Here is a 19,365-nt window from a genome sequence, read left to right on the forward strand (position 1 = left end):
GTGCTCGTGAGCAGCCTGCTCGTGCCGGGCGGATGTGCGGGACGGCCCTCGCTGGATAAAGTCGTCCTTTTACACCTGGTTGTGGGGACAACCAGAGCGCCTCGGGGAGGGCCTGCAGCACATGAGTCGTCGTTCCAATGGCTTGGTCGGTGTCTGGGCTGAGACGCAGAGGCAGCAGCAGCGCCAGACGGAGGCCGACGCCCGACGGCGGCGACAGGAGGAGCAGCAGGCACGTGCCCGTCAGCGGCGAGCGGCACAGAGCCACCGCGACTACCGGCAGGCGGAGGCCCGGCGCCGTACCGAGGAACTGGACGCACAGGTCGCGTCCCTGCAAGGCCTTCTCGCCTCGGGATGCCGGGCCCCGGTCTTCAGGGCCTCCTCCCTCACACGCCCCGAGGCGATCCAGCCCTTCGCCCCGGGCCCACTGGCTCAGCCCGTGCCCATGCCGAACGCCGAGCACTACCAGGCGCAGGGCGGGTGGACCGCCGGCCGCCGGGCACAGGCGCAGGCCGAGGCCCGTGCGCGCTTCGAGCGGGACTGGCACGCGGCGCAGGCGGCGGAGGCGCGGCGGCAGCAGCAACTGGCGTCGTACCAGCGGGAGTACCAGCGGTGGGCCGACGCACAACTGGCCGAGGTGCGGCGGCACAACGCGGGCATCGTGGAGCTGACCGAGGGAGTCGGCCGCCGCGATCCCGACGCCGTGGTCGAGTACTTCTCCGCTGCTCTGTACGCGTCGACCGCGTGGCCGGAGGGCTTTCCCCGTCAGGTGGCGGCGGCCTACGACTCGGCAGCCGGACAGCTCGTGCTGGACTGGGAGATGCCCGCCTACGACGTCGTCCCCGAGGTCAAGTCCGTTCGGTACGTGTCCACGACGGACCAGGACAAGGAGACGCCCCGGCCGGTGACGCAGCGCAGGGCCCTCTACCGGGAGGTCCTGGCGCAGTGCGCGCTGCTCGTCCTGCACGAACTCTTCGCCGCGGACGAGCTGGGCGCCCTCGAATCCGTGACCTTGAACGGGTTCGTGGACGGGCACGACCCCACGACGGGCCGGCCGGGCCACATCCACCTGGTGACCGTCATGGCCCCGCGCGCCATGTTCCGCGACCTGCACCTGGCGCAGGTGGACGCCTGCAGCTGCCTGGCCGACGCACTGCGCGGGCAGCTCTCGGCCCGCCCCGACCAGCTCACCGCGGTGCGGTCGGGCCGCAGGCCGCAGGAGGTCGGGAACCGCGTCGTCACACACGGCAGCGACGAGGATCCCGACCTGTACGCGATGGACCCGATCGCCTTCGAGAACCTCGTCGCCGAACTCTTCCGGGCCATGGGGATGCAGGCGGTCACCACCCAACGCTCCAACGACGGCGGGGTGGACGTCGACGCGCTGGACCCGGCACCCATCCGCGGCGGCAAGATCGTCGTGCAGGTCAAGCGCTACCGCAACACGGTGCCGCCCACCGCCGTGCGCGACTTGTACGGGACCGTGCAGGACGCGGGCGCCAACAAGGGCGTCCTCGTGACGACGTCGAAGTTCGGCCCCGGCTCGCACACCTTCGCCAACGGCAAGCCGCTGGAACTGATCCCGGGCACCGAACTCGTCGACCTGCTCCACCGCCACGGGCTGCGCGGGCGCCTGGGCGACGGTGCCCGTCCCTCCGCGGCGCAGCCGACGCCGCCGGCTGCGGACACCCGGCTGCCCGACGAGCACAACGTGCTGGGCATGTCGTGGACCGGGAGCGTCGCCCTGGACGTGTGCGCCCTGGTCTGCTGTGGCAACCGCGTCCTCAGCGACGACCACTTCGTCTTCTTCAACAACCCGCGGACACCGGACGGCTCGGTACGCGCCCTGCCCGCCCACGCCCCCGACAAGGCCGCGATCTGCGTCTCCTTCGACGCGTTGCCGGGCGAGGCCGACCGGCTCGTCCTCGTGGCCGCCGTCGACCCGGAGGCCGACCCGGACGCCGACCTCTCCGGCTTCACGGACGCGAGCATCCGTCTGCTCGACCCGAAACTGGCCGAGCTGGGACGACTGAAGGTCTCCGACGGCCGGCCCCGCGAAACCGCACTGGTACTCGGCTCCTTCCGCCGCAGGCCGAACGGCGACTGGGACTTCGTCCTCGGCGGCAAGGGCTACACGGGCGGCCTGGAGGAACTGGTGCGGGACTTCGGCATCGAGGTGGAGTAGACGGGTGACCCCGGGATGTCACTCGGGGGCGAAGGCGAAGCTGCGCCACGGACTTGTCACCCTGGCGACCTGGTCGGACTGTCCGATGTCCAGGTAGTTGCTCTGCCCGCCCGCCGGCACGGTGCAGTCCGGTGCGGTGTACAGCACCAGATTGCTCTGTGTCTGGTTCTCGACGTGTGTCACGTCCTCGGGGAAACGGTGACATCCGTGGATCGGCGGGTTGGAGAGGGTCTCCACGAGCCGGACACCGCTCCGCGCCACGACCTGACCGGACGCCTGGTCCTGGCACGCGGTGAGCGCGATGCCGAGCAACGCGATGCCGATGAGCGCGGCCGTCGACCGTGAAGAAGGCATCGAGCCTCCTGAAGTACGGGGAGCTGCGGCGGACGTCGTCCTTCCTTCACTATCCGCCAGACCCGACGGGCCCGCACGGTGAGGACAACCGCCGCGGTCCGTGAACCGGACGAGCGCTCGGTGACGGCGACCGCCGCATCCCCCGGACCACCGGCTGCACGGGGCTGTGAACGCGGCTTGATGATCCACGTCCTCCGGTCCCGCTGCCGGCCCGGCCTAGCAGAAGCCGTTGAGTTCCCACCAATCGCCGTCGGTCCGCTGGCCGGACGTCAGGGTGCCCGTGTCCCGTCCCCGGTAGGTGATCAGCCAGCCCGGGTGGCCGGGGTAGCCGTCGATCACGTACTTCGTGTTGGTCACGGCGGCGAGATCGGGACGCCCGTCGCCGGAGAAGTCACCGACCGATATCAGGTTTGCCATGGCCTTCCAGCCCTTTGAGCCGATGAGCTTGCGCTTGCCGAGCTTCCCCTTGGACGTGCCGGGGTAGAGCCACAGCTTGCCGGTGGACGCCTCGCGTGCGTAGAGGTCGGGACGGCCGTCGCCGGTCACGTCGCCCATGGCGACGAGCGCGTTCATCTTGTTCCAGCCGCTGGAGCCGATGAGCTTGCGCTTGCCGAGCTTGCCCTTGGACGCGCCCGGGTAGAGCCACAGCTTGCCCGTGGCCTTCTCGACCGCGATCAGATCGGAGCGGCGGTCACCTGTCAGATCACCGAAGGCGGTGATGTGGCTCATGGACTTCCAGCCCGAACTGATGAGCTTGCGCTTGCCGAGGGAGCCGGTGCCGGTGCCGGGGTAGAGCCACAGCTTGCCGGTGGACGCCTCGCGTGCGATGAGGTCCTCACGGCCGTCACCGTTGAAGTCGCCGTGGCGGGTGAGGGCGTTCATCTTGTTCCAGCCGCTGGAGCCGATGAGCTTGCCCTTGCCGTTGCCCGGAGTGAACCAGAGCCGTCCGGCCTTGTCGCGGACGATCATGTCGGCCCTGCGGTCGCCGTTCATGTCCCCGAAGCCCAGCGCCTTCGGAGAGGTCTCGGAATACCAGCGCGGGTAGGCGGGCGAGGAGCACTCGCGCTTGGTGCGGACGAACTTGATCGAGCTGGTGGTCGCGTCCGGGCCCCAGGCCCACTCGCCGGCCTTGTTCGGCCTCTGGGCCCAGTAGCCGCCCCCCGGCTCGTAGTTCTTGTCCTCGTAGAGGCAGGCGATCTTCTTCGTACGGTTGGTGTACGTGTGGATCTTGTTGTCCCAGCTGCCCAGGGACGCGACGTTCTTGTTCGTCTTCCACATCGAGCCGCTGGGGCTCTTGCCCTTCCAACCGCAGAAGTAGCCCGCCGGGCAGCTGTTCGAACTCGCGGCCGCCGGAGCGGCGTTCACGGCGGCCAGACCGGTGCCGGTGAGTACGAGGCCGACGAGTGTCGCCATGCCCCGGTTGAAACGGTTCTGCATGTGTGGTGTTCCCCTCCCATTGACGCGCGCCGGCACCTTGTCCCCACAACAAGCCGGGATTTCCGTGAAGTTGCTGTGGATCCTCGGCGGCTGTCCGACGCAAGCCAACTGATCGTAAAGTACGTTGAGCCTCTTTGCCGGGAGACGGTCACTGGCCGGGGGTGGCTGGGACGCGCCCAGGTCCGCGCCCGTCAGCCGATCGAGTCCATGAAGCCCAGCATCCGGCGGTTGACCTCGTCCGCGTGGTCGATCTGCGGTCCGTGACCGGTGTTCGAGACGATCTCGGCCCGGGCGCCCTGTATCAGCCGCGGAACGCGCTCCACTTGCCGCTTCGCATGCACGAGGAGGCTTCGCTTGCCGAGTACCAGATAGAGCGGGGTGCGGACGGTGGACAGCTCCTGCTCGGACAGGGGCAGTGGAGACGGGCGGCGAATGCGGTGGGCGCGGACGGCCGCTCTGATCATCGTGCGCAGCTGCGGCACGACGAGGACCGGCTGCTCCAGCCGGGCCGCCAGCCGGGGGCGCAGCACCTTGGGCGCGAAGGTCGCGAAGAGGCCGGCGAAAATCCAAACGAAGAAGCGCAGGCCGACCTTCTCCAGGCCGCCGGGATCGAGCAGGGTGACCGAGGCGAGGCGTGTGGGCCTGCGGTGCGCCTGATTCAGGGCGAGCCATCCTCCGTAGGAGGAACCGACCAGGTGGACGTGGTCGAGACCGAGTCCGGCGAGTGTCTCGTCCAGCCACTGGGCGGCACGTTCGGGCTGGTGAATGGGTTCACGCTGAACGCTGCGGCCGGGGTCGCCGGGTGTGTCGATCGCGTAGACGGGGCGCTCGGCGCTGAGCGCCGGAGTGTTCGGGTACCACATGGCGGAGCAGCTGCCGGCGCCATGCACCAGGACCACGGGGGTGCGGGAGGCGCCGGCCGGGTCGTCGGGGCCGTACCGGTAGACGTGCGTCGTCCCGAAGCTGGTCTCCACGTCCTCCTGCGCGACAGCCGGCGCGCCCATGGCGTAGACGGCGTCGCACGCGGAGAAGTAGCGCTCACGCAGGGCGTCGCTCACATATCGCCCTACGTCGGGCCGGTCGCGTTCGCGGGTCGTGGTCTCGGGCACGGAAGGCCACCTCCAGAGGCAACAACTCGTTCGTGGTACGACCGTACCATCAACTTGATACGGCTGTATCATGAAAATGGCCGGATCGGGTCGGGCAACCAGCACAGACGGTGGACGAGAGGCGCAGCCGATGCCGAAGCGCGTGGACCACGCACAACGACGAACCGAGATCGCCGAGGCACTCGTCAGGGCCGCGGCGCGGCGCGGGCTGCACGCCGTGGGGATGCGCGACGTGGCAGCGGAGGCCGGCGTGTCACTGCGGCTGGTCCAGTACTACTTCGAGACCAAGGAGAAGCTGCTGCTCTTCGGGCTGCAACATCTGACGGAGAGGTTCGAAGAACGGGTCGCCGCCCGGGTTCAGGCAGCCGGGGCCAGTCTGGGCCCCCGCGCGGTGATCGAGGCACTTCTGATGGCGGCACTCCCGACCGATGACGAAAGCCGCACCTTCCACTTCCTCTACACCTCGTACGCCGTCCTGGCCGTGACCGACGAGGCGCTTGCCGCCCAGCCCTTCATCGCGAACCCTGATGCCGCCGAGGACACCCTCACCGGGCTCCTCCGGCAGGCGCGAGGGGCCGATCTCACCGGGCCCGGAATCGACGCGAGAGACGAAGCGGTCAGCCTGCTCGCCATGTCGGCCGGACTCGGCACCAGCATCCTGGTCGGCCAGCGCAGCCCGGAGTCAGCGGCCGCGGTCCTGAATCGTCACCTGGACCGGATCTTCCAGGTCGGTTGACGGGGTTCGCCGACGGGGCGGGTGCGATAAGGGCGAAAGTGCTTCAGGACCATGCCGTCGAGGTGGAACAAGCGGGCCTGAGTCCGGATGCTGCCGGCACACTGACGGGGGCCAAGCGGTGCTGTTCAGCCTTGGTGGGTTGGACGCCATTCGTAGATCATGGGGGCTCTTTCCATGACCTCGCTGGGCCAGGTGCGCCGGAACCGCTCCAGTCGGTCGTGACGGGATGGGGCGGCTCCGGCCCGAGTGCGGCCCACCGCCTCCTGTACCGGTCGGCACCGCCCCTCCGCCGTTCAGCCGGTGCGCCGGTCCGTGGAGACCAGCCACCGCCAGCGGTGGCGTTCCGTTACGAGGGTGGTGGCCACGAGGAGAGACACGAGCACCGCCGCATAGCCAGGCCATGCCGACCATGCGGCGATCACGGCAGCAGCGAGCTGGAGCAGCACGAGCAGGATCGTGACCGTACCGGAGACAGGAATGATCACCTGCTTCTTGTCCCCCGGAGTGGAGAAGACGGTCGGCAGTCCGATCAGTACCACCACGGCCAGGACGGCGAGCACCCATGAGTACTTGGACAAGGCCCACGGCGTGGCCACCCAGGCGACGAGTTCAGCGGTGAAGCGCAGGGCGGATGCGATGCGGTCGTCCGGTTTCTTCATATTCGCCCCCCGCGGGCCATGTCGGCCACCGGCGAAAGATGTTACGACGAATCACGCGACGCCGGGCGCTCAGCAAGCGGCTCGGCCTGCGGGCGTGAAGTGGGTCGAGCCCTGAATGGGGCTGTGAACGCGGTAGCCGTGTGTGGAGTAGGGCTCTCCGGATGTGAGGCCCCGGCGCGGGGGTGGGTTAACAGGTCGGTGGCCCTCTTCGTGGTGGCCGGTGGTCGGCGACCGCAGGGCCGGTTGGACGGGCAAGGAATCGCTTCGCGGCCTCGTGCGTTGAGGACGACGGGTACGGGATGCCGGTGGTGTGCGAGCCGAGCAGCCCCAGCGACCGAGCTGACAGATATTGGAGGGCCGTAATGGCTGCGCAGACGCAGAGGGCAGTGCTGGCCGGCGGATGCTTCTGGGGCATGGAGGAGCTGATCCGCCGGCTCCCGGGCGTGACGGCGACCCGGGTCGGATACACGGGGGGTGACGTGCCGAACGCGACGTACCGTAACCACGGCACGCACGCGGAGGCCATTGAGATCCTTTTCGACCCCGCGAAGACCGACTACCGCGCGCTCCTGGAGTTCTTCTTCCAGATCCACGACCCGAGCACCGAGAACCGCCAGGGCAACGACATCGGCCTCAGCTACCGCTCGGCGATCTACTACGTGGACGACGAGCAGAAGCGGATCGCCGAGGACACCATCGCGGATGTCGACGCCTCCGGACTGTGGCCCGGCAAGGTCGTCACCGAGGTGGAGCCGGTCGGCCCCTTCTGGGAGGCCGAGCCCGAGCACCAGGACTACCTGCAGCGTTACCCGGACGGATACACCTGCCACTTCCCGCGCCCGGGATGGCGGCTGCCCGCCCGCGCGGAGGGCTGACTGCGAGGCGGCCTGACGGAAGGCGGAGGCCGACCGGCCGAGGCTTTGCGGCGGACCGGACCGTCGTGGGCCGCGGCTGGCCATCCGTCCGCGACATGGATGACGACCTTGCCACGCCGGTGCTTCCCGCTGAGCGCCTCGTACGCGGCGCGGGTTTGTGCGAGGGGAACGACCCGGTCGATCTGCGGGTTCAGCCGTCCGCTCGTGATCAACTCGCTGATGGAGTCGAGCCCGTCACGGTCCGGCTCGACGACGAAGAACACTCCGTGCGCAGCAGGGCCTCGGGCCGCCCTGGGGTCGGGGGGGCGTCACGATGCTGACGAGGACGCCGCCCGGGCGCAGAACGGTCCAGGACCGGGTCTGGGTGTCGCCGCCGACCGTGTCGAATACGACGTCCACGTCTGCCACGTGGTCGTCGAACCGGCCGCCTGCGTAGTCGATGACCTTCCGGGCACCGAGGCCCGCGACGAATTCGGTATCGCGGGCCGAGGCGGTCGCGGTGACCCGTGCGCCCAGCGCGGCAGCGATCTGTACGGCGAACGAGCCGACGCCTCCGGCGCCGCCGTGGACGAGGACATGCTGGCCGGACTCCAGGTGAGCTTGGCCGACCAGTCCCTGCCACGCCGTGAGCGCCGGCATAGGGACGGCCGCCGCGCTGCGGTGGTCCAGTCCGGCCGGCTTGGCGGCGAGGATCCCGGCCGGTACGGCGACGTACTCGGCGGCGGCTCCGTCGCGCAGGAACGGGATGAGTCCGTACACCTCGGCACCCAGGGCCGGAGCTGTGACACCGGCCCCGTGCTCGACCACGACACCGGACACCTCGTGCGCGGGAATGACGGGTGTCCGTTCTTGCCCGGATCCGTCGAAGCTGTCGGTCCAGGTGGCGTCCCAGGCAAGCTCTCCTGCGGTGATGGAGGCGGCCCGTACCGCGACGACGACGTCGCCGGGCCCGGGCCGGGGACGCGGCGCGGTCTCGTAGACCAGTTGTTCGGGACCTCCGCGCCGGTGAGCGCGTACTGCGCGCATCGTGTCCATGAGGCGATCACCTCCTGATGATGGGCGGTGCCGTGCCGAAGGCCACGCCGTCACCACCAGCCTCACAGGTACGACCGAAGCCAGGTATCGCCCATTCAAGGGATCCGTGCTGCCGCGCCGTGCCGATCGAGCACCACACAGCCGACCCGGTAGGCGGAAGCGGCCCCCGGTTCATGCGCCGGCCGGGTCCGTTCAACTACGCAACTACGAACGCGTCGGACTGTCGCGCGGACCGGCTCGTCATCCGAGTAGGTGGGCAAGAAGTCGGTCTCCAACGGGATAGGGGCGTTCTCGGGGCAACAGCCGGGCGGCGGACTCCAGATCGCCACCGTTGACCAGTGCGTGGATCTCGTGGGCGAGTGGGGTCACGTCGCGGATGGCGACCGTCCACTCATCCGCGTAGCGTCGTGCGGCCTCACCGGAGAGGCCGAGTTGCAAAGACCGGTACGGCAGGGGTTGCAGGTGCAGATCCCGCTCGGGGTCCCACTGCACGCGAGCGGGCGCGCGCTTCAACTGACGCTGCCAGGCGGCCCGGTCGGGGTGTACCCCGCGGACGTAGCTCGACAGGCACGCGTGACGCAGCGCCCACTCGAAGCCGTCACGGCTGATCTCGACCGCGAGAACGGTCTCCTGCCCCTCCTTGGCGCCCCAGCCGCATCGGTACATCATCCACAGAAACGACGGCTTGATCCACGTCATCCTGTCCCGCTTCCACGCGGCGGGGAAACGGCCCGCCCGGACGGCGGGCAGGCCGATTTCCGGGGCGTACGCCTGGTAGACGGTGATCGTGGAGTCCGCGTGGGCCGCACGGATCCCGCGTTGCGGTTGTTCCATGGCGTACAGCCTGGAGTCAGCCGTTTCAGGCGGCCACTGATTTTCGACTGCCGTTTCACTGCGACGGAGAGCGCCGGCCGCAGCACCGTGCGCATTGCCGGCCCATGGCGCCTGCTTCAGTACCTACCGCGCTACCGCCGGCTGCTTGTCCGCGACCTCCCGGCGCCGGAGCGATGCCCGTCGGGCAGGACGCCGGTCGGGCACGGGGCGGGCCCGTCCGTCACAACGGGCCCGTCGCTTCCGCCGGTCCCGCGTGCGCGGGCGGCGGCATCCAGGACAACGATCCCGCTGCCGTCGTCATTCCGGCGGGCGTATCGGCTTCCGCCCCGGCGGGGCAGGCGGTTGGGCCCGTCCGGGTGCGCGGCCGGGGCCTGTCAGTGGTGCAGCGTCGCCGGGCTGCCGCCGTTGGCCTCGTAGCCCGCCACGGCCAGCGCCCGGTAGACGGCGAACTCCGCCGCCGGGTCCTCGGACAGGGTCCACGGCACCGCGCCCACATGGCCGTCGACGTATATGAGCTGGCTCATCGCCTCCGCCCAGCGCTCGGAGCGGACCAGGAAGAAGAGCAGCAGATGGCGGACGTGGGCGAGCATCGGGTCGTCGGGGCGGGCCGCGTGCACCGCGAAGAGCGCGCCGTGGATCGCCTTGGTCACGACCTCACTCTCGTAGAAGCCCCTGACCAGGTTGACCTCGGGCAGGTGCTCGAAGACCGCGAACAGCGGCATGGCCGCCAGCAGCGAACCCCGGGGCGCACGAGCCGCGGCGGCCTCCGCGAAGGAGTACGCCAGCTCACGCGAGCCGTGCCACTTCTCGCACCAGTAGTGCAGGGCCGCCAGATGCGCCCCCGTGTGGGCCGGCGCGCGGTCGAGGATCTTCAGCCACAGCTTCTCGAACTCCGGGTGCGAGTACGCCAGGCCCCGCGCCACGGACAGCTCGACGATGCAGGGAACCGGGTCGCCCGGGGCCAGCAGCGCCGCCTGCCCGCACACCTCCCGGGCCTCCTCCATGATGATCCGGAACTCGTTCGTGCCCGGCGTGGCCGTACGCCACGCCTGCTGCACGAGGAACTCGGCGTACACCGCCGCGCCGCCCGGGTCCTTGGGCGCCTCGGCCCGCCACACCCGCAGCCACTGCGTTCCGGGCGTCTCGCTGACCCCGCCCGGCCGCTGCTGGAGCTCCACCGAGGCCGCCCCGGCGAAGGCCTGCACGCGCTGCCAGCGCAGCTCGCCCTCCTTCTCCGTGCCTGCGAGGAGCTGGGAGGCGGCGCGGTAGTCCTGCGTGCGCTGCACCAGCTCCAGGACGTCCAGCAGGTCCTGGTCCGGTCCGGGCATGCGGACGTCGAGCTCCTCCTGCCGGACGAATCCGTAGTTCGCCGGGTCCGCGGCGTCCGGATGCCCCGGCGGAACCTGCCCGATGCCGGCACGGCTGCGCCTGAGGAACGGGACCAGCACGAAGCCCAGCATGGCCAGCGCCATCACGACCCAGAGAATCTCCATGCGACAAGCGAACCAGACGGTGCCGACACTTGGCCAACCTGTGCCGCGAGCCTGTGGAAAACCCTGCCCGCTGTGCCGCCCGGGACCCGCGGTCCCGCACCACCCCCACAAGCGCACTACCCTCGGGCCCATGAGCGACAGGCACATCAGTGAGCACTTCGAGACGCTCGCGATTCACGCGGGCAACACGGCCGACCCCCGGACCGGGGCGGTCGTCCCGCCGATCTACCAGGTCTCGACCTACAAGCAGGACGGCGTGGGCGGTCTGCGCGACGGCTACGAGTACAGCCGCAGCGCCAATCCGACCAGGACCGCCCTGGAGGAGAACCTCGCCGCCCTGGAGGGCGGCCGTCGCGGACTCGCGTTCGCGTCCGGACTGGCGGCCGAGGACTGCCTGTTGCGTACGCTGCTCAGCCCCGGCGACCACGTCGTGATCCCCAACGACGCCTACGGCGGCACGTTCCGCCTGTTCGCCAAGGTCGTCTCCCGGTGGGGTGTGGAGTGGTCGGTCGCGGACACCGCGGACCCGGCCGCGGTACGTGCCGCCATCACACCCAAGACCAAGGCCGTATGGGTGGAGACCCCCTCCAACCCGCTGCTCGGCATCACCGACATCGCCGCGGTCGCCCAGGTCGCCCGGGACGCGGGCGCGCGGCTCGTCGTCGACAACACCTTCGCGACGCCCTACCTTCAGCAGCCGCTCGCGCTCGGCGCGGACGTGGTCGTGCACTCGCTGACCAAGTACATGGGCGGTCACTCGGACGTCGTCGGCGGCGCGCTGATCGTCGGCGACGCCGCGCTGGGCGAGGAACTGGCGTTCCACCAGAACGCGATGGGCGCCGTCGCCGGCCCCTTCGACTCCTGGCTGGTGCTGCGCGGCACCAAGACGCTCGCGGTGCGCATGGACCGGCACAGCGAGAACGCGACGAAGGTCGCCGACATGCTGACCCGGCACGCGCGCGTGAGCCAGGTCCTCTACCCGGGGCTGCCGGAGCACCCCGGTCACGAGGTGGCCGCCAAGCAGATGAAGGCGTTCGGCGGCATGATCTCCTTCCGGGTCGAGGGCGGCGAGGAGGCGGCCGTCGAGGTCTGCAACCGCGCCAAGGTGTTCACGCTCGGCGAGTCCCTGGGCGGTGTCGAGTCGCTGATCGAGCACCCCGGGCGCATGACGCACGCGTCCGTGGTGGGCTCCGCCCTCGAGGTGCCCGGTGACCTGGTGCGCCTGTCCGTGGGCATCGAGAACGTCGACGACCTGCTCGAGGACCTGAAGCAGGCCCTCGGCTAGTCACCAGCCGGTCACGGGTGGAGTCGTCTGCGACGGCGGTTCCACCCAGGGGCGGGCCGTCAGCGCCCACACCGTGAAGGCCACGGCCGCCGCGGCCAGCACCAGCCACATCATCCGGCGGGCGGCCGTGCGGCGGCGCAGCATCCGCCCCCCGCGCCGTACGGCGTCCTCGTACAGCTCCGGGGGCACCTGCGGTGGTCGCTGTTCCAGGATCCGCCGTACGGCAGCTTCCCGTTCGGACCGGTTCACGGTCGCCACCGGCCACAGGAGCCACGCAGGCCACATGGACCGCGCAGGCCACATGGACCGCGCAGGCCACGGAAGCCGGCTCCCCGCGATCCACTCATCAGCGCGATCCATTCATGAGGCCGCCGCCCCGGCCCCACCGACCGCCGGTGCCCGGCGCACCGGAGCGCGGGTGAGCGTCGTGATCGCGCGGTCGCAGAGGACGCGGACCCGGTCCGCGGGCAGGCCCAGCAGGGCCGCCGCCTGTTCCTCGGCCAGCCCCTCGTACAGCCTGAGGACGACGATCAGGCGTTCCTGGGCCGTGAGCGCGGCCAGGGCGCCGGGCGGCCTGCGGCGGTTGCGGCCCGGACCGCCGCGGTGGTGCCACGCCTCGCGGGCGAAGCGGGCGGCCAGATGCCGGCGGGCGTGGTGGTACGGGTCCTCGCCGCGCAGCCGGTCCCAGCACGCGTACGTGTGCGCCACGGCGAGGGTCAGCAGGCGCCGCGCGCGCGGATTGGCGCCGGGGGCCTCGGCGGTGAGCAGTGTGGCGGCCTGCAGCAGCCGCCCGGCCGCGCCCGCGACGAACGCCTCGAACTCCCGGGCCCGGCGAGCACCTCGGGCCGCCTGCCGCTCTCGCACCGCGCCTCCCCCCAAGGGCGACCGTGACCGCGGGACCCGTTCTCGTACGGCCTCCTGAACCGCGCACGACGACCAGGCATGACGGTCAGGCGTGACGACCAGGCACGACGGCCGGGACGGCCGGGCAGGACGACCCGGCACGAGGAGGGCCCGGTCTCATCTGAGGGCAAGGACGGCCCGTCGGTCAAGAGCCGCGTTCACATCCCGCGGACCGCACGCGGCCGGGGACTTCAGGACGCCGAGGGGGAGTCCGTCTGCGGTATGCCCTGGCGGGCGGCGAGGGCGTCGTTGAAGCGGGTCAGCAGTGAGCAGAAGGTCTCGCGTTCCGCCGGTTCCCAGTCGTGGGTCAGCTCGGCCATCAGCTGCCGTCTGGACGAGCGGACCTCCTCCAGCCGCGACAGCCCGCGCGGGGAGAGCTGGAGCACCACGGCCCGCCCGTCCTCGGGGTGCGAGGTGCGCTTGACGAGGCCGGTGTCGACGAGCGGAGCGACCTGTCGGGTGACGGTGGAGGAGTCGATGCCCATGCTCGCCGCGAGCGCCTTGACACCCATCGGGCCCTCTTTGTCGAGGCGGTTGAGCAGCAGGTACGCGGCGCGGTCCATGGAGTTGCGCACTTGTCCGACGCCGCCGAGGCGGGTCTGCTCGGCCCGGCGGGCGAACACCGCCACCTCGTGCTGGAGGGTGTCGAGAAGACCGGTGTCACCGACGGTCGTCCCGTCCGTCGACATGTCGGGGGGTGTGGGCATGTCCGGGGGCTCGCTTCTGGAGAGCTGCTGGGTTGGGGGACAGGTTACGCGGACTGGTGGCAAGTCGTACCGGCGCTGCGCGATCCGGGTCTCGGAGGATGGTCACAACGGCGTCCGCGGCCTGTGAACTGCGAGACTTGAGGCATGAGCTACAGCACGGCAGGCTCCCCCTGGCCGGTCACCCTGGACGACGTGCGCGGCGCGCAGAAGATGCTCTCCGGGGTGGCACGGGTGACCGCGATGGAGGGCAGCAGGCACCTGTCCGGCCTGGTGGGCGCGCCGGTGCACCTGAAGTGCGAGAACCTTCAGCGGACGGGTTCGTTCAAGCTGCGCGGCGCCTACGTCAGGATCGCGGGACTGCTGCCCGAGGAGCGTGCCGCCGGGGTGGTGGCGGCGAGCGCCGGCAACCACGCGCAGGGCGTCGCGCTGGCGTCGTCGCTGCTCGGGGTGCACTCGACGGTGTTCATGCCGAGGGGCGCCCCGCTGCCGAAGATCAGCGCCACGCGGGACTACGGCGCCGAGGTGCGACTGTACGGCCAGGTGGTCGACGAGACGCTGGCCGCCGCCCAGGAGTACGCGGACCGGACGGGCGCGGTGTTCATCCACCCGTTCGACCATCCGGACGTCATCGCGGGCCAGGGCACGGTGGGCCTGGAGATCCTGGAGCAGTGCCCTCAGGTGGGCACGATCGTCGTCGGAATCGGCGGCGGCGGGCTCGCGGCCGGCATCGCGGTGGCGGTGAAGTCGCTGCGGCCGGACGTGCGGATCGTCGGGGTGCAGGCGGCGGGCTCGGCGGCGTACCCGCCCTCGCTTGCGGCGGGCCGTCCGGTGACGGTCGGCACCCCGGTGACGATGGCCGACGGCATCAGGGTCGGGCGGCCGGGCGACGTGCCGTTCGGGATCCTGCGCGAACTGCTGGACGAGGTGCGCACGGTCACCGAGGACGAGCTGTCCGCCGCGCTGCTGCTGTGCCTGGAGCGGGCCAAACTGGTGGTCGAGCCGGCCGGGGCGAGCCCGGTCGCGGCGCTGCTGGGCCGTTCGGGCCCCCTGTCCGGTCCGGTGGTGGCGGTGCTGTCCGGCGGGAACGTCGATCCGGTGCTGCTCCAGCGGGTACTGCGGTACGGCATGGCCGCACAGGGCCGCTACCTGGCGGTCCGGCTGCGGCTGACCGACCGGCCGGGCGCACTCGCCACGCTGCTGGGGGTGCTGTCGGCGGTCGACGCAAACGTCCTCGACGTCAGCCACGTCCGGACCGATCCACGGCTCGGACTCGCGGAGGCGGAGGTGGAGCTGCACCTGGAGACGAAGGGGCCGACGCACTGCGCCGAGGTCGGTCAGTCCCTGCGGGAGTCCGGCTACACGGTCATCGACTGAGCCCGCCCTCCGCCGGGCGGTCGGGCGGCGGACGAGCGGAACACGGAGGTCACCAGTCCTTCCTCACTCGTTCGGGAAATCCCATTGAGCAGACGCGATACATCGCGTTATGGTGTGTCGTGTTCGCGAACGGGCGGCGCGGTCTGCGTGGACGCGGCCCGGACGTGGCGCGGACGAAAATTCCCAGCGGAACAACACCTGCCTCTCTAGGCTTTTCCGACCCATCCCCGACGACGTGGAGACTCATATGCCAGGCGCCATCTATGCCGAAGGTCTGGTGAAGACCTTCGGCGACGTAAGGGCTCTGGACGGCGTCGACCTCGATGTCCCCGAGGGCACGGTGCTGGGACTGCTCGGGCCCAACGGCGCGGGCAAGACCACCACCGTCCGCTGTCTGACCACGCTGCTGCGACCCGACAGTGGCAAGGCCGTCGTCGCGGGCCTGGACGTGCTCAAACATCCCAACGAGGTGCGGCGCTCGATCGGACTGTCCGGCCAGTTCGCCGCGGTCGACGAGTATCTGACCGGCCGCGAGAACCTCGAGATGGTCGGCCGGCTGTACCAGATGAGGGGCGCGGCGGCGAAGACCCGGGCGGGGGAGCTGCTGGAGCAGTTCAACCTCGCCGACGCCGCGGACCGGCCCGCCAAGACCTACTCCGGAGGCATGCGCCGCCGGCTCGACCTGGCGGCGGCGCTCGTCGTCTCCCCGCCGGTGATGTTCATGGACGAGCCGACGACCGGCCTCGACCCGCGCAACCGTCAGCAGCTGTGGGAGGTCATCAAGCAGCTGGTCTCCGGCGGTACGACCCTGCTGCTCACCACGCAGTACCTGGAAGAGGCCGACCACCTGGCGCACGAGATAGCGGTGGTCGACCACGGCCGGGTCATCGCCCTCGGCACCTCCGACCAGCTCAAGGCCCGCACCGGCGGCGAGCGCGTCGAGGTCGTGGTGCACGAGCGCGAGCACATCCCCACCGCCGCCGAGGTGCTGCGCGGCTTCGGCAAGGGCGACACCGGCGTCGAGGAGCACACCCGCAAGATCACCACGCCCGTCAGCGGCGGCGCGAAGCTGCTCGCCGAGATCATCCGGGAACTGGACCTGCGCGGCATCGAGATCGACGACATCGGTCTGCGCCGCCCGACCCTCGACGACGTGTTCCTGTCCCTGACCGGCCATGTGGCCGAGGCCAAGGACGAGAGCGGCACGAGCGGCGCCCGGGGCGCCGACGCCAGGGACCGCCGGAACAAGAAGGAGACCGCCAAGTGAGTGCCGCCACCGACAGCGCGCGGATCACGCCGCCCGGCAACGTACTGACCCAGTCCGTCCGTGACTCGATGGTCGTCGCCAAGCGCAACCTGATCCGCATGACCCGGATCCCCGAGATGGTCATCTTCGGGCTCATCCAGCCGATCATGTTCGTGGTGCTGTTCACCTACGTGTTCGGCGGCTCCATGCAGATCCAGGGCACGACCGATCCCAGCGTCTACAAGAACTTCCTGATGGCGGGCATCTTCGCGCAGACCGTCACCTTCGCCACCGCCAGCTCCGGCGCCGGCATCGCCGACGACATGCACAAGGGCCTGATCGACCGGTTCCGCTCGCTGCCCATGGCGCGCGGCGCGGTGCTCACCGGGCGCACCTTCGCCGACCTGGTGCAGACGGCGCTGACCCTGTTCGTCCTCGCCGCCGTCGCCCTGCTCGTCGGCTGGCGCGTCGGATCGGACGGCGACACGAACGTCGGCCGGGTGCTGGCCGCCTTCGGCCTGCTGCTCCTGCTCGGTTACGCCTTCACCTGGATCGGCGCCCTGATCGGCCTGTCGGTCCGCACGCCCGAGGCGGCCACCTCCGGCGGTCTGATCTGGCTCTTCCCCGTGACGTTCGTCTCCAACGCGTTCGTGGACTCCGGCAAGATGACGCCGTGGCTGCGGCATGTCGCGGAGTGGAACCCGTTCAGCGCCACCGTCCAGGCCTGCCGTGTGCTCTTCGCCAACCCCGGCCAGTCCACGTCCACCGCCTGGCCGATGCAGCACCCGGTCTGGGCCTCGCTGATCTACTCGGCTCTGATCATCCTCGTCTTCCGCACCCTGGCGGTGCGCAAGTACCGCTCGGCCACGGCCTGAGCACGAGCAACGGCGTAGCCCGGGCCAGTGGTGGCCCGGACATGACGAAGCCCCCGGTGCTCACGCGGAGCGCCGGGGGCTTCACCGGAAGGCGGTGCGGGGACTCAGCCGCTGTACGGCTCGGCCTTGAGGATCTTGACCGAGGCGACCTTGCCGTTCGGCAGCTCGTACTCCGCGTCCTCGCCGACCTTGTGGCCGAGCACGCCGGAGCCCAGCGGGGACTGCGGCGAGTACGTCTCGATCTCGGCGCTCGCGTACTCCCGCGAGGCGAGCAGGAAGCTCAGGGTGTCGTCCTCGTCGCCGTCGAAGGCGATCGTGACGACCATGCCCGGCGCGACCGCGCCGTCGGCGGCCGGCGGCTCGCCGACCTGGGCGGTCTCAAGGAGCTGGGTCAGCTGGCGCACACGGAGCTCCTGCTTGCCCTGCTCCTCCTTGGCCGCGTGGTACCCGCCGTTCTCGCGCAGGTCGCCCTCCTCGCGCGCGGCCGCGATCTTGGCGGCGATCTCCGTGCGCGCAGGACCAGTAAGGTACGCAAGCTCGTCCTTGAGCTTGTTGTACGCCTCCTGGGTCAGCCAGGTGACGTTCTCGCTGGTCTGGGTCACAGGTGCTCCTCGTCGGTGCTGGGAATACAAAGCATCGCCCTACCCAGAAGAATGTTCCCTCATGGATGGGCGAAACCACGAGCCTAACAATTCAGGGCGCAAAGGGGGAGGACATAAGCCGTGAGACCTACGTCAACGCAGGTCAGCCACCGCTATTCCGGTCGGCGCCGACGCGTCACCCGGCGTTGCAGCCCAGCAGCTCGGCCGTCGTGCCCCGGGCCGTCGTCCGCAGGGTGAGCACCTTGTCGATCTGCGAGGCGTGCTCGTCGAAGCGGAAGTCCGCCCGTCCGACCTCGGAGCCGTCGGCGGCCTGCGAGCGCAGCGTGCAGTAGCCGCGGGCGCCGGCGTCCTTGTGGACCTCCAGATGGACCCGGACCGCGTCGTCCGAGGCCTGGAAGGCGACGACCTGCGCGCTGATCTTGTTCTGGCCGACGTAGTGGTAGGCGAAGTAGCCGATCAGGGCGAGCAGGGCCGCGCCCAGGACGGCACCGGTGATCTTGAGCTTGTGGTCGGCGCGCTCGTCCGCGGAGCGGCCGTAGCGACCCTCGGGCAGCCGGGTGCTCGCCGTGCTCATGATCGTCCTCTCGGCCGGTGCGGGACGTGCGCCCCGCGGGGGCTTCCGGAGCCGGACCCCGGAATTATTAGCCCCCCGATTCGGTCACTATAGAAGCCCGCGCCCGCCCGACCGACCGCGACCCCGGACCGATCCTGCCGCGGGACGGCACCGTTGACTGCCCGCCGAACCGGGCACCGACTTGACCTGAGGACTGAGCCTTGACTGACCAGCTGCGACTGATGGCCGTGCACGCGCACCCCGACGACGAGTCGAGCAAGGGCGCGGCCACCATGGCCAAGTACGTTTCCGAGGGGGTGGACGTGCTGGTGGTGACCTGCACGGGCGGAGAGCGTGGCTCCATCCTCAACCCCAAGCTCCAGGGCGACAAGTACATCGAGGAGAACATCCACGAGGTGCGCAGGAAGGAGATGGACGAGGCCCGCGAGATCCTCGGCGTGCGCCAGGAGTGGCTCGGCTTCGTCGACTCCGGTCTGCCCGAGGGCGACCCGCTGCCCCCGCTGCCCGAGGGCTGCTTCGCCCTGGAGGACCTCGACAAGGCGGCCGGCGAGCTGGTCCGCCAGATCCGCTCCTTCCGTCCCCAGGTGATCACCACCTACGACGAGAACGGCGGCTACCCGCACCCCGACCACATCATGACCCACAAGATCTCGATGGTGGCCTTCGAGGGTGCCGCGGACGCCGAGAAGTACCCGGAGGACGAGTACGGCCCGGCCTACCAGCCGCAGAAGCTCTACTACAACCAGGGCTTCAACCGCGTGCGCACCGAGACGCTGCACCAGGCCCTGCTCGACCGGGGCCTGGAGTCCCCCTACGGCGAGTGGCTCAAGCGCTGGGAGAAGTCGGGGCACACCGAGCGCACGCTCACCACGCACGTCCCCTGTGCCGACTTCTTCGAGATCCGCGACAAGGCGCTGATCGCCCACGCCACGCAGATCGACCCCGACGGCGGCTGGTTCCGGGTGCCGATGGAGATCCAGAAGGAGGTCTGGCCGACGGAGGAGTACGAGCTCGCGAAGTCGCTCGTCGACACCTCGCTCCCGGAGGACGACCTCTTTGCGGGTGTCCGGCAGGCGTGAGGGACA

At 70.3% G+C, this 19,365-nt stretch carries 19 protein-coding genes and 1 pseudogene; 8 read left to right on the forward strand and 12 right to left on the reverse strand.

Going from position 1 to position 19,365, the window contains the following annotated elements; all coding sequences use genetic code 11:
* Positions 1-121 precede the first annotated feature (121 nt).
* Positions 122-2,182 carry a restriction endonuclease gene (locus OIE49_RS22400; RefSeq protein WP_326803829.1) on the forward strand — a complete coding sequence of 687 codons (2,061 nt, stop codon included), beginning with the start codon at positions 122-124 and terminating at the stop codon, positions 2,180-2,182.
* 18 nt (positions 2,183-2,200) lie between these two features.
* Here the strand turns inward: OIE49_RS22400 and OIE49_RS22405 are convergent, their stop codons facing one another.
* From OIE49_RS22405 to OIE49_RS22415, 3 genes are all read right to left on the reverse strand, one after another.
* Complete coding sequence (locus tag OIE49_RS22405; RefSeq protein ID WP_326803830.1) at positions 2,201-2,536, reverse strand: hypothetical protein; 336 nt, start codon at positions 2,534-2,536, stop codon at positions 2,201-2,203.
* Between the two features lie 216 nt (positions 2,537-2,752).
* On the reverse strand, positions 2,753-3,973 hold the full coding sequence (locus OIE49_RS22410; protein WP_326803831.1) for an FG-GAP-like repeat-containing protein: 1,221 nt from the start codon (positions 3,971-3,973) through the stop codon (positions 2,753-2,755).
* Between the two features lie 191 nt (positions 3,974-4,164).
* Positions 4,165-5,082, reverse strand: coding sequence for an alpha/beta fold hydrolase (locus OIE49_RS22415; protein ID WP_326803832.1), 918 nt, complete (start codon positions 5,080-5,082; stop codon positions 4,165-4,167).
* 130 nt (positions 5,083-5,212) lie between these two features.
* On the opposite strand from OIE49_RS22415, the gene OIE49_RS22420 reads away from it, so the two are divergent.
* Positions 5,213-5,818 carry a TetR/AcrR family transcriptional regulator gene (locus OIE49_RS22420; protein WP_326803833.1) on the forward strand — a complete coding sequence of 202 codons (606 nt, stop codon included), beginning with the start codon at positions 5,213-5,215 and terminating at the stop codon, positions 5,816-5,818.
* A gap of 293 nt (positions 5,819-6,111) precedes the next feature.
* Here the strand turns inward: OIE49_RS22420 and OIE49_RS22425 are convergent, their stop codons facing one another.
* On the reverse strand, positions 6,112-6,477 hold the full coding sequence (locus OIE49_RS22425) for a hypothetical protein (RefSeq protein ID WP_326803834.1): 366 nt from the start codon (positions 6,475-6,477) through the stop codon (positions 6,112-6,114).
* A 362-nt stretch (positions 6,478-6,839) separates the two neighbouring features.
* Here OIE49_RS22425 and msrA point away from each other — a divergent pair, with 362 nt between their 5' ends.
* A complete protein-coding gene (gene msrA, locus OIE49_RS22430) occupies positions 6,840-7,352 on the forward strand; it encodes a peptide-methionine (S)-S-oxide reductase MsrA (RefSeq protein WP_100569951.1) in 513 nt (170 codons plus the stop codon).
* On the opposite strand, the pseudogene OIE49_RS22435 reads toward msrA, so the two are convergent.
* From OIE49_RS22435 to OIE49_RS22445, 3 genes and pseudogenes are all read right to left on the reverse strand, one after another.
* A pseudogene (locus OIE49_RS22435) lies at positions 7,283-8,387 on the reverse strand (NADP-dependent oxidoreductase). The gene msrA and the pseudogene OIE49_RS22435 sit on opposite strands and share 70 nt — an antisense overlap.
* A 240-nt stretch (positions 8,388-8,627) precedes the next feature.
* Positions 8,628-9,221, reverse strand: a complete 594-nt coding sequence (locus OIE49_RS22440; protein ID WP_326803836.1) for a DUF4291 domain-containing protein — start codon at positions 9,219-9,221, stop codon at positions 8,628-8,630.
* Between the two features lie 374 nt (positions 9,222-9,595).
* Complete coding sequence (locus tag OIE49_RS22445) at positions 9,596-10,714, reverse strand: hypothetical protein (protein WP_326803838.1); 1,119 nt, start codon at positions 10,712-10,714, stop codon at positions 9,596-9,598.
* A 130-nt stretch (positions 10,715-10,844) separates the two neighbouring features.
* Here OIE49_RS22445 and OIE49_RS22450 point away from each other — a divergent pair, with 130 nt between their 5' ends.
* A complete protein-coding gene (locus OIE49_RS22450; protein WP_326803839.1) occupies positions 10,845-11,999 on the forward strand; it encodes a cystathionine gamma-synthase in 1,155 nt (384 codons plus the stop codon).
* Here OIE49_RS22450 and OIE49_RS22455 read toward each other — a convergent pair whose 3' ends face one another.
* The 3 genes from OIE49_RS22455 to OIE49_RS22465 all read right to left on the reverse strand — a co-directional run bounded on the left by OIE49_RS22455 (position 12,000) and on the right by OIE49_RS22465 (position 13,591).
* On the reverse strand, positions 12,000-12,248 hold the full coding sequence (locus OIE49_RS22455; protein ID WP_100570006.1) for a hypothetical protein: 249 nt from the start codon (positions 12,246-12,248) through the stop codon (positions 12,000-12,002). It abuts the gene before it with no gap.
* A gap of 111 nt (positions 12,249-12,359) precedes the next feature.
* Complete coding sequence (locus OIE49_RS22460) at positions 12,360-12,863, reverse strand: sigma factor-like helix-turn-helix DNA-binding protein (protein WP_326803840.1); 504 nt, start codon at positions 12,861-12,863, stop codon at positions 12,360-12,362.
* 230 nt (positions 12,864-13,093) lie between these two features.
* Positions 13,094-13,591, reverse strand: a complete 498-nt coding sequence (locus OIE49_RS22465; protein ID WP_100569956.1) for a MarR family winged helix-turn-helix transcriptional regulator — start codon at positions 13,589-13,591, stop codon at positions 13,094-13,096.
* 162 nt (positions 13,592-13,753) lie between these two features.
* On the opposite strand from OIE49_RS22465, the gene ilvA reads away from it, so the two are divergent.
* The 3 genes from ilvA to OIE49_RS22480 all read left to right on the forward strand — a co-directional run bounded on the left by ilvA (position 13,754) and on the right by OIE49_RS22480 (position 17,104).
* Positions 13,754-14,983 carry a threonine ammonia-lyase gene (gene ilvA, locus OIE49_RS22470; RefSeq protein ID WP_326803841.1) on the forward strand — a complete coding sequence of 410 codons (1,230 nt, stop codon included), beginning with the start codon at positions 13,754-13,756 and terminating at the stop codon, positions 14,981-14,983.
* Positions 14,984-15,230: 247 nt separating this feature from the next.
* On the forward strand, positions 15,231-16,250 hold the full coding sequence (locus OIE49_RS22475; RefSeq protein WP_100569958.1) for an ATP-binding cassette domain-containing protein: 1,020 nt from the start codon (positions 15,231-15,233) through the stop codon (positions 16,248-16,250).
* Positions 16,247-17,104 carry an ABC transporter permease gene (locus OIE49_RS22480; RefSeq protein WP_326803842.1) on the forward strand — a complete coding sequence of 286 codons (858 nt, stop codon included), beginning with the start codon at positions 16,247-16,249 and terminating at the stop codon, positions 17,102-17,104. The genes OIE49_RS22475 and OIE49_RS22480 overlap by 4 nt, the downstream gene beginning before the upstream one ends.
* Positions 17,105-17,208: 104 nt before the next feature.
* Here OIE49_RS22480 and greA read toward each other — a convergent pair whose 3' ends face one another.
* Positions 17,209-17,706 (reverse strand): transcription elongation factor GreA, encoded by a 498-nt coding sequence (gene greA, locus OIE49_RS22485; RefSeq protein WP_326803843.1) that lies wholly within the window; start codon positions 17,704-17,706, stop codon positions 17,209-17,211.
* A gap of 175 nt (positions 17,707-17,881) precedes the next feature.
* Entirely contained in the window at positions 17,882-18,280 is a 399-nt protein-coding gene (locus tag OIE49_RS22490; protein ID WP_326803844.1) for a DUF4307 domain-containing protein, read from the reverse strand.
* Positions 18,281-18,501: 221 nt separating this feature from the next.
* Between OIE49_RS22490 and mca the strand changes: the two genes are divergently transcribed.
* Positions 18,502-19,359: a mycothiol conjugate amidase Mca gene (gene mca / locus OIE49_RS22495; protein ID WP_326806305.1), complete on the forward strand. Its 858-nt coding sequence runs from the start codon at positions 18,502-18,504 to the stop codon at positions 19,357-19,359.
* Positions 19,360-19,365: the final 6 nt, after the last annotated feature.

This window comes from Streptomyces sp. NBC_01788, assembly GCF_035917575.1.
Classification (GTDB): domain Bacteria; phylum Actinomycetota; class Actinomycetes; order Streptomycetales; family Streptomycetaceae; genus Streptomyces.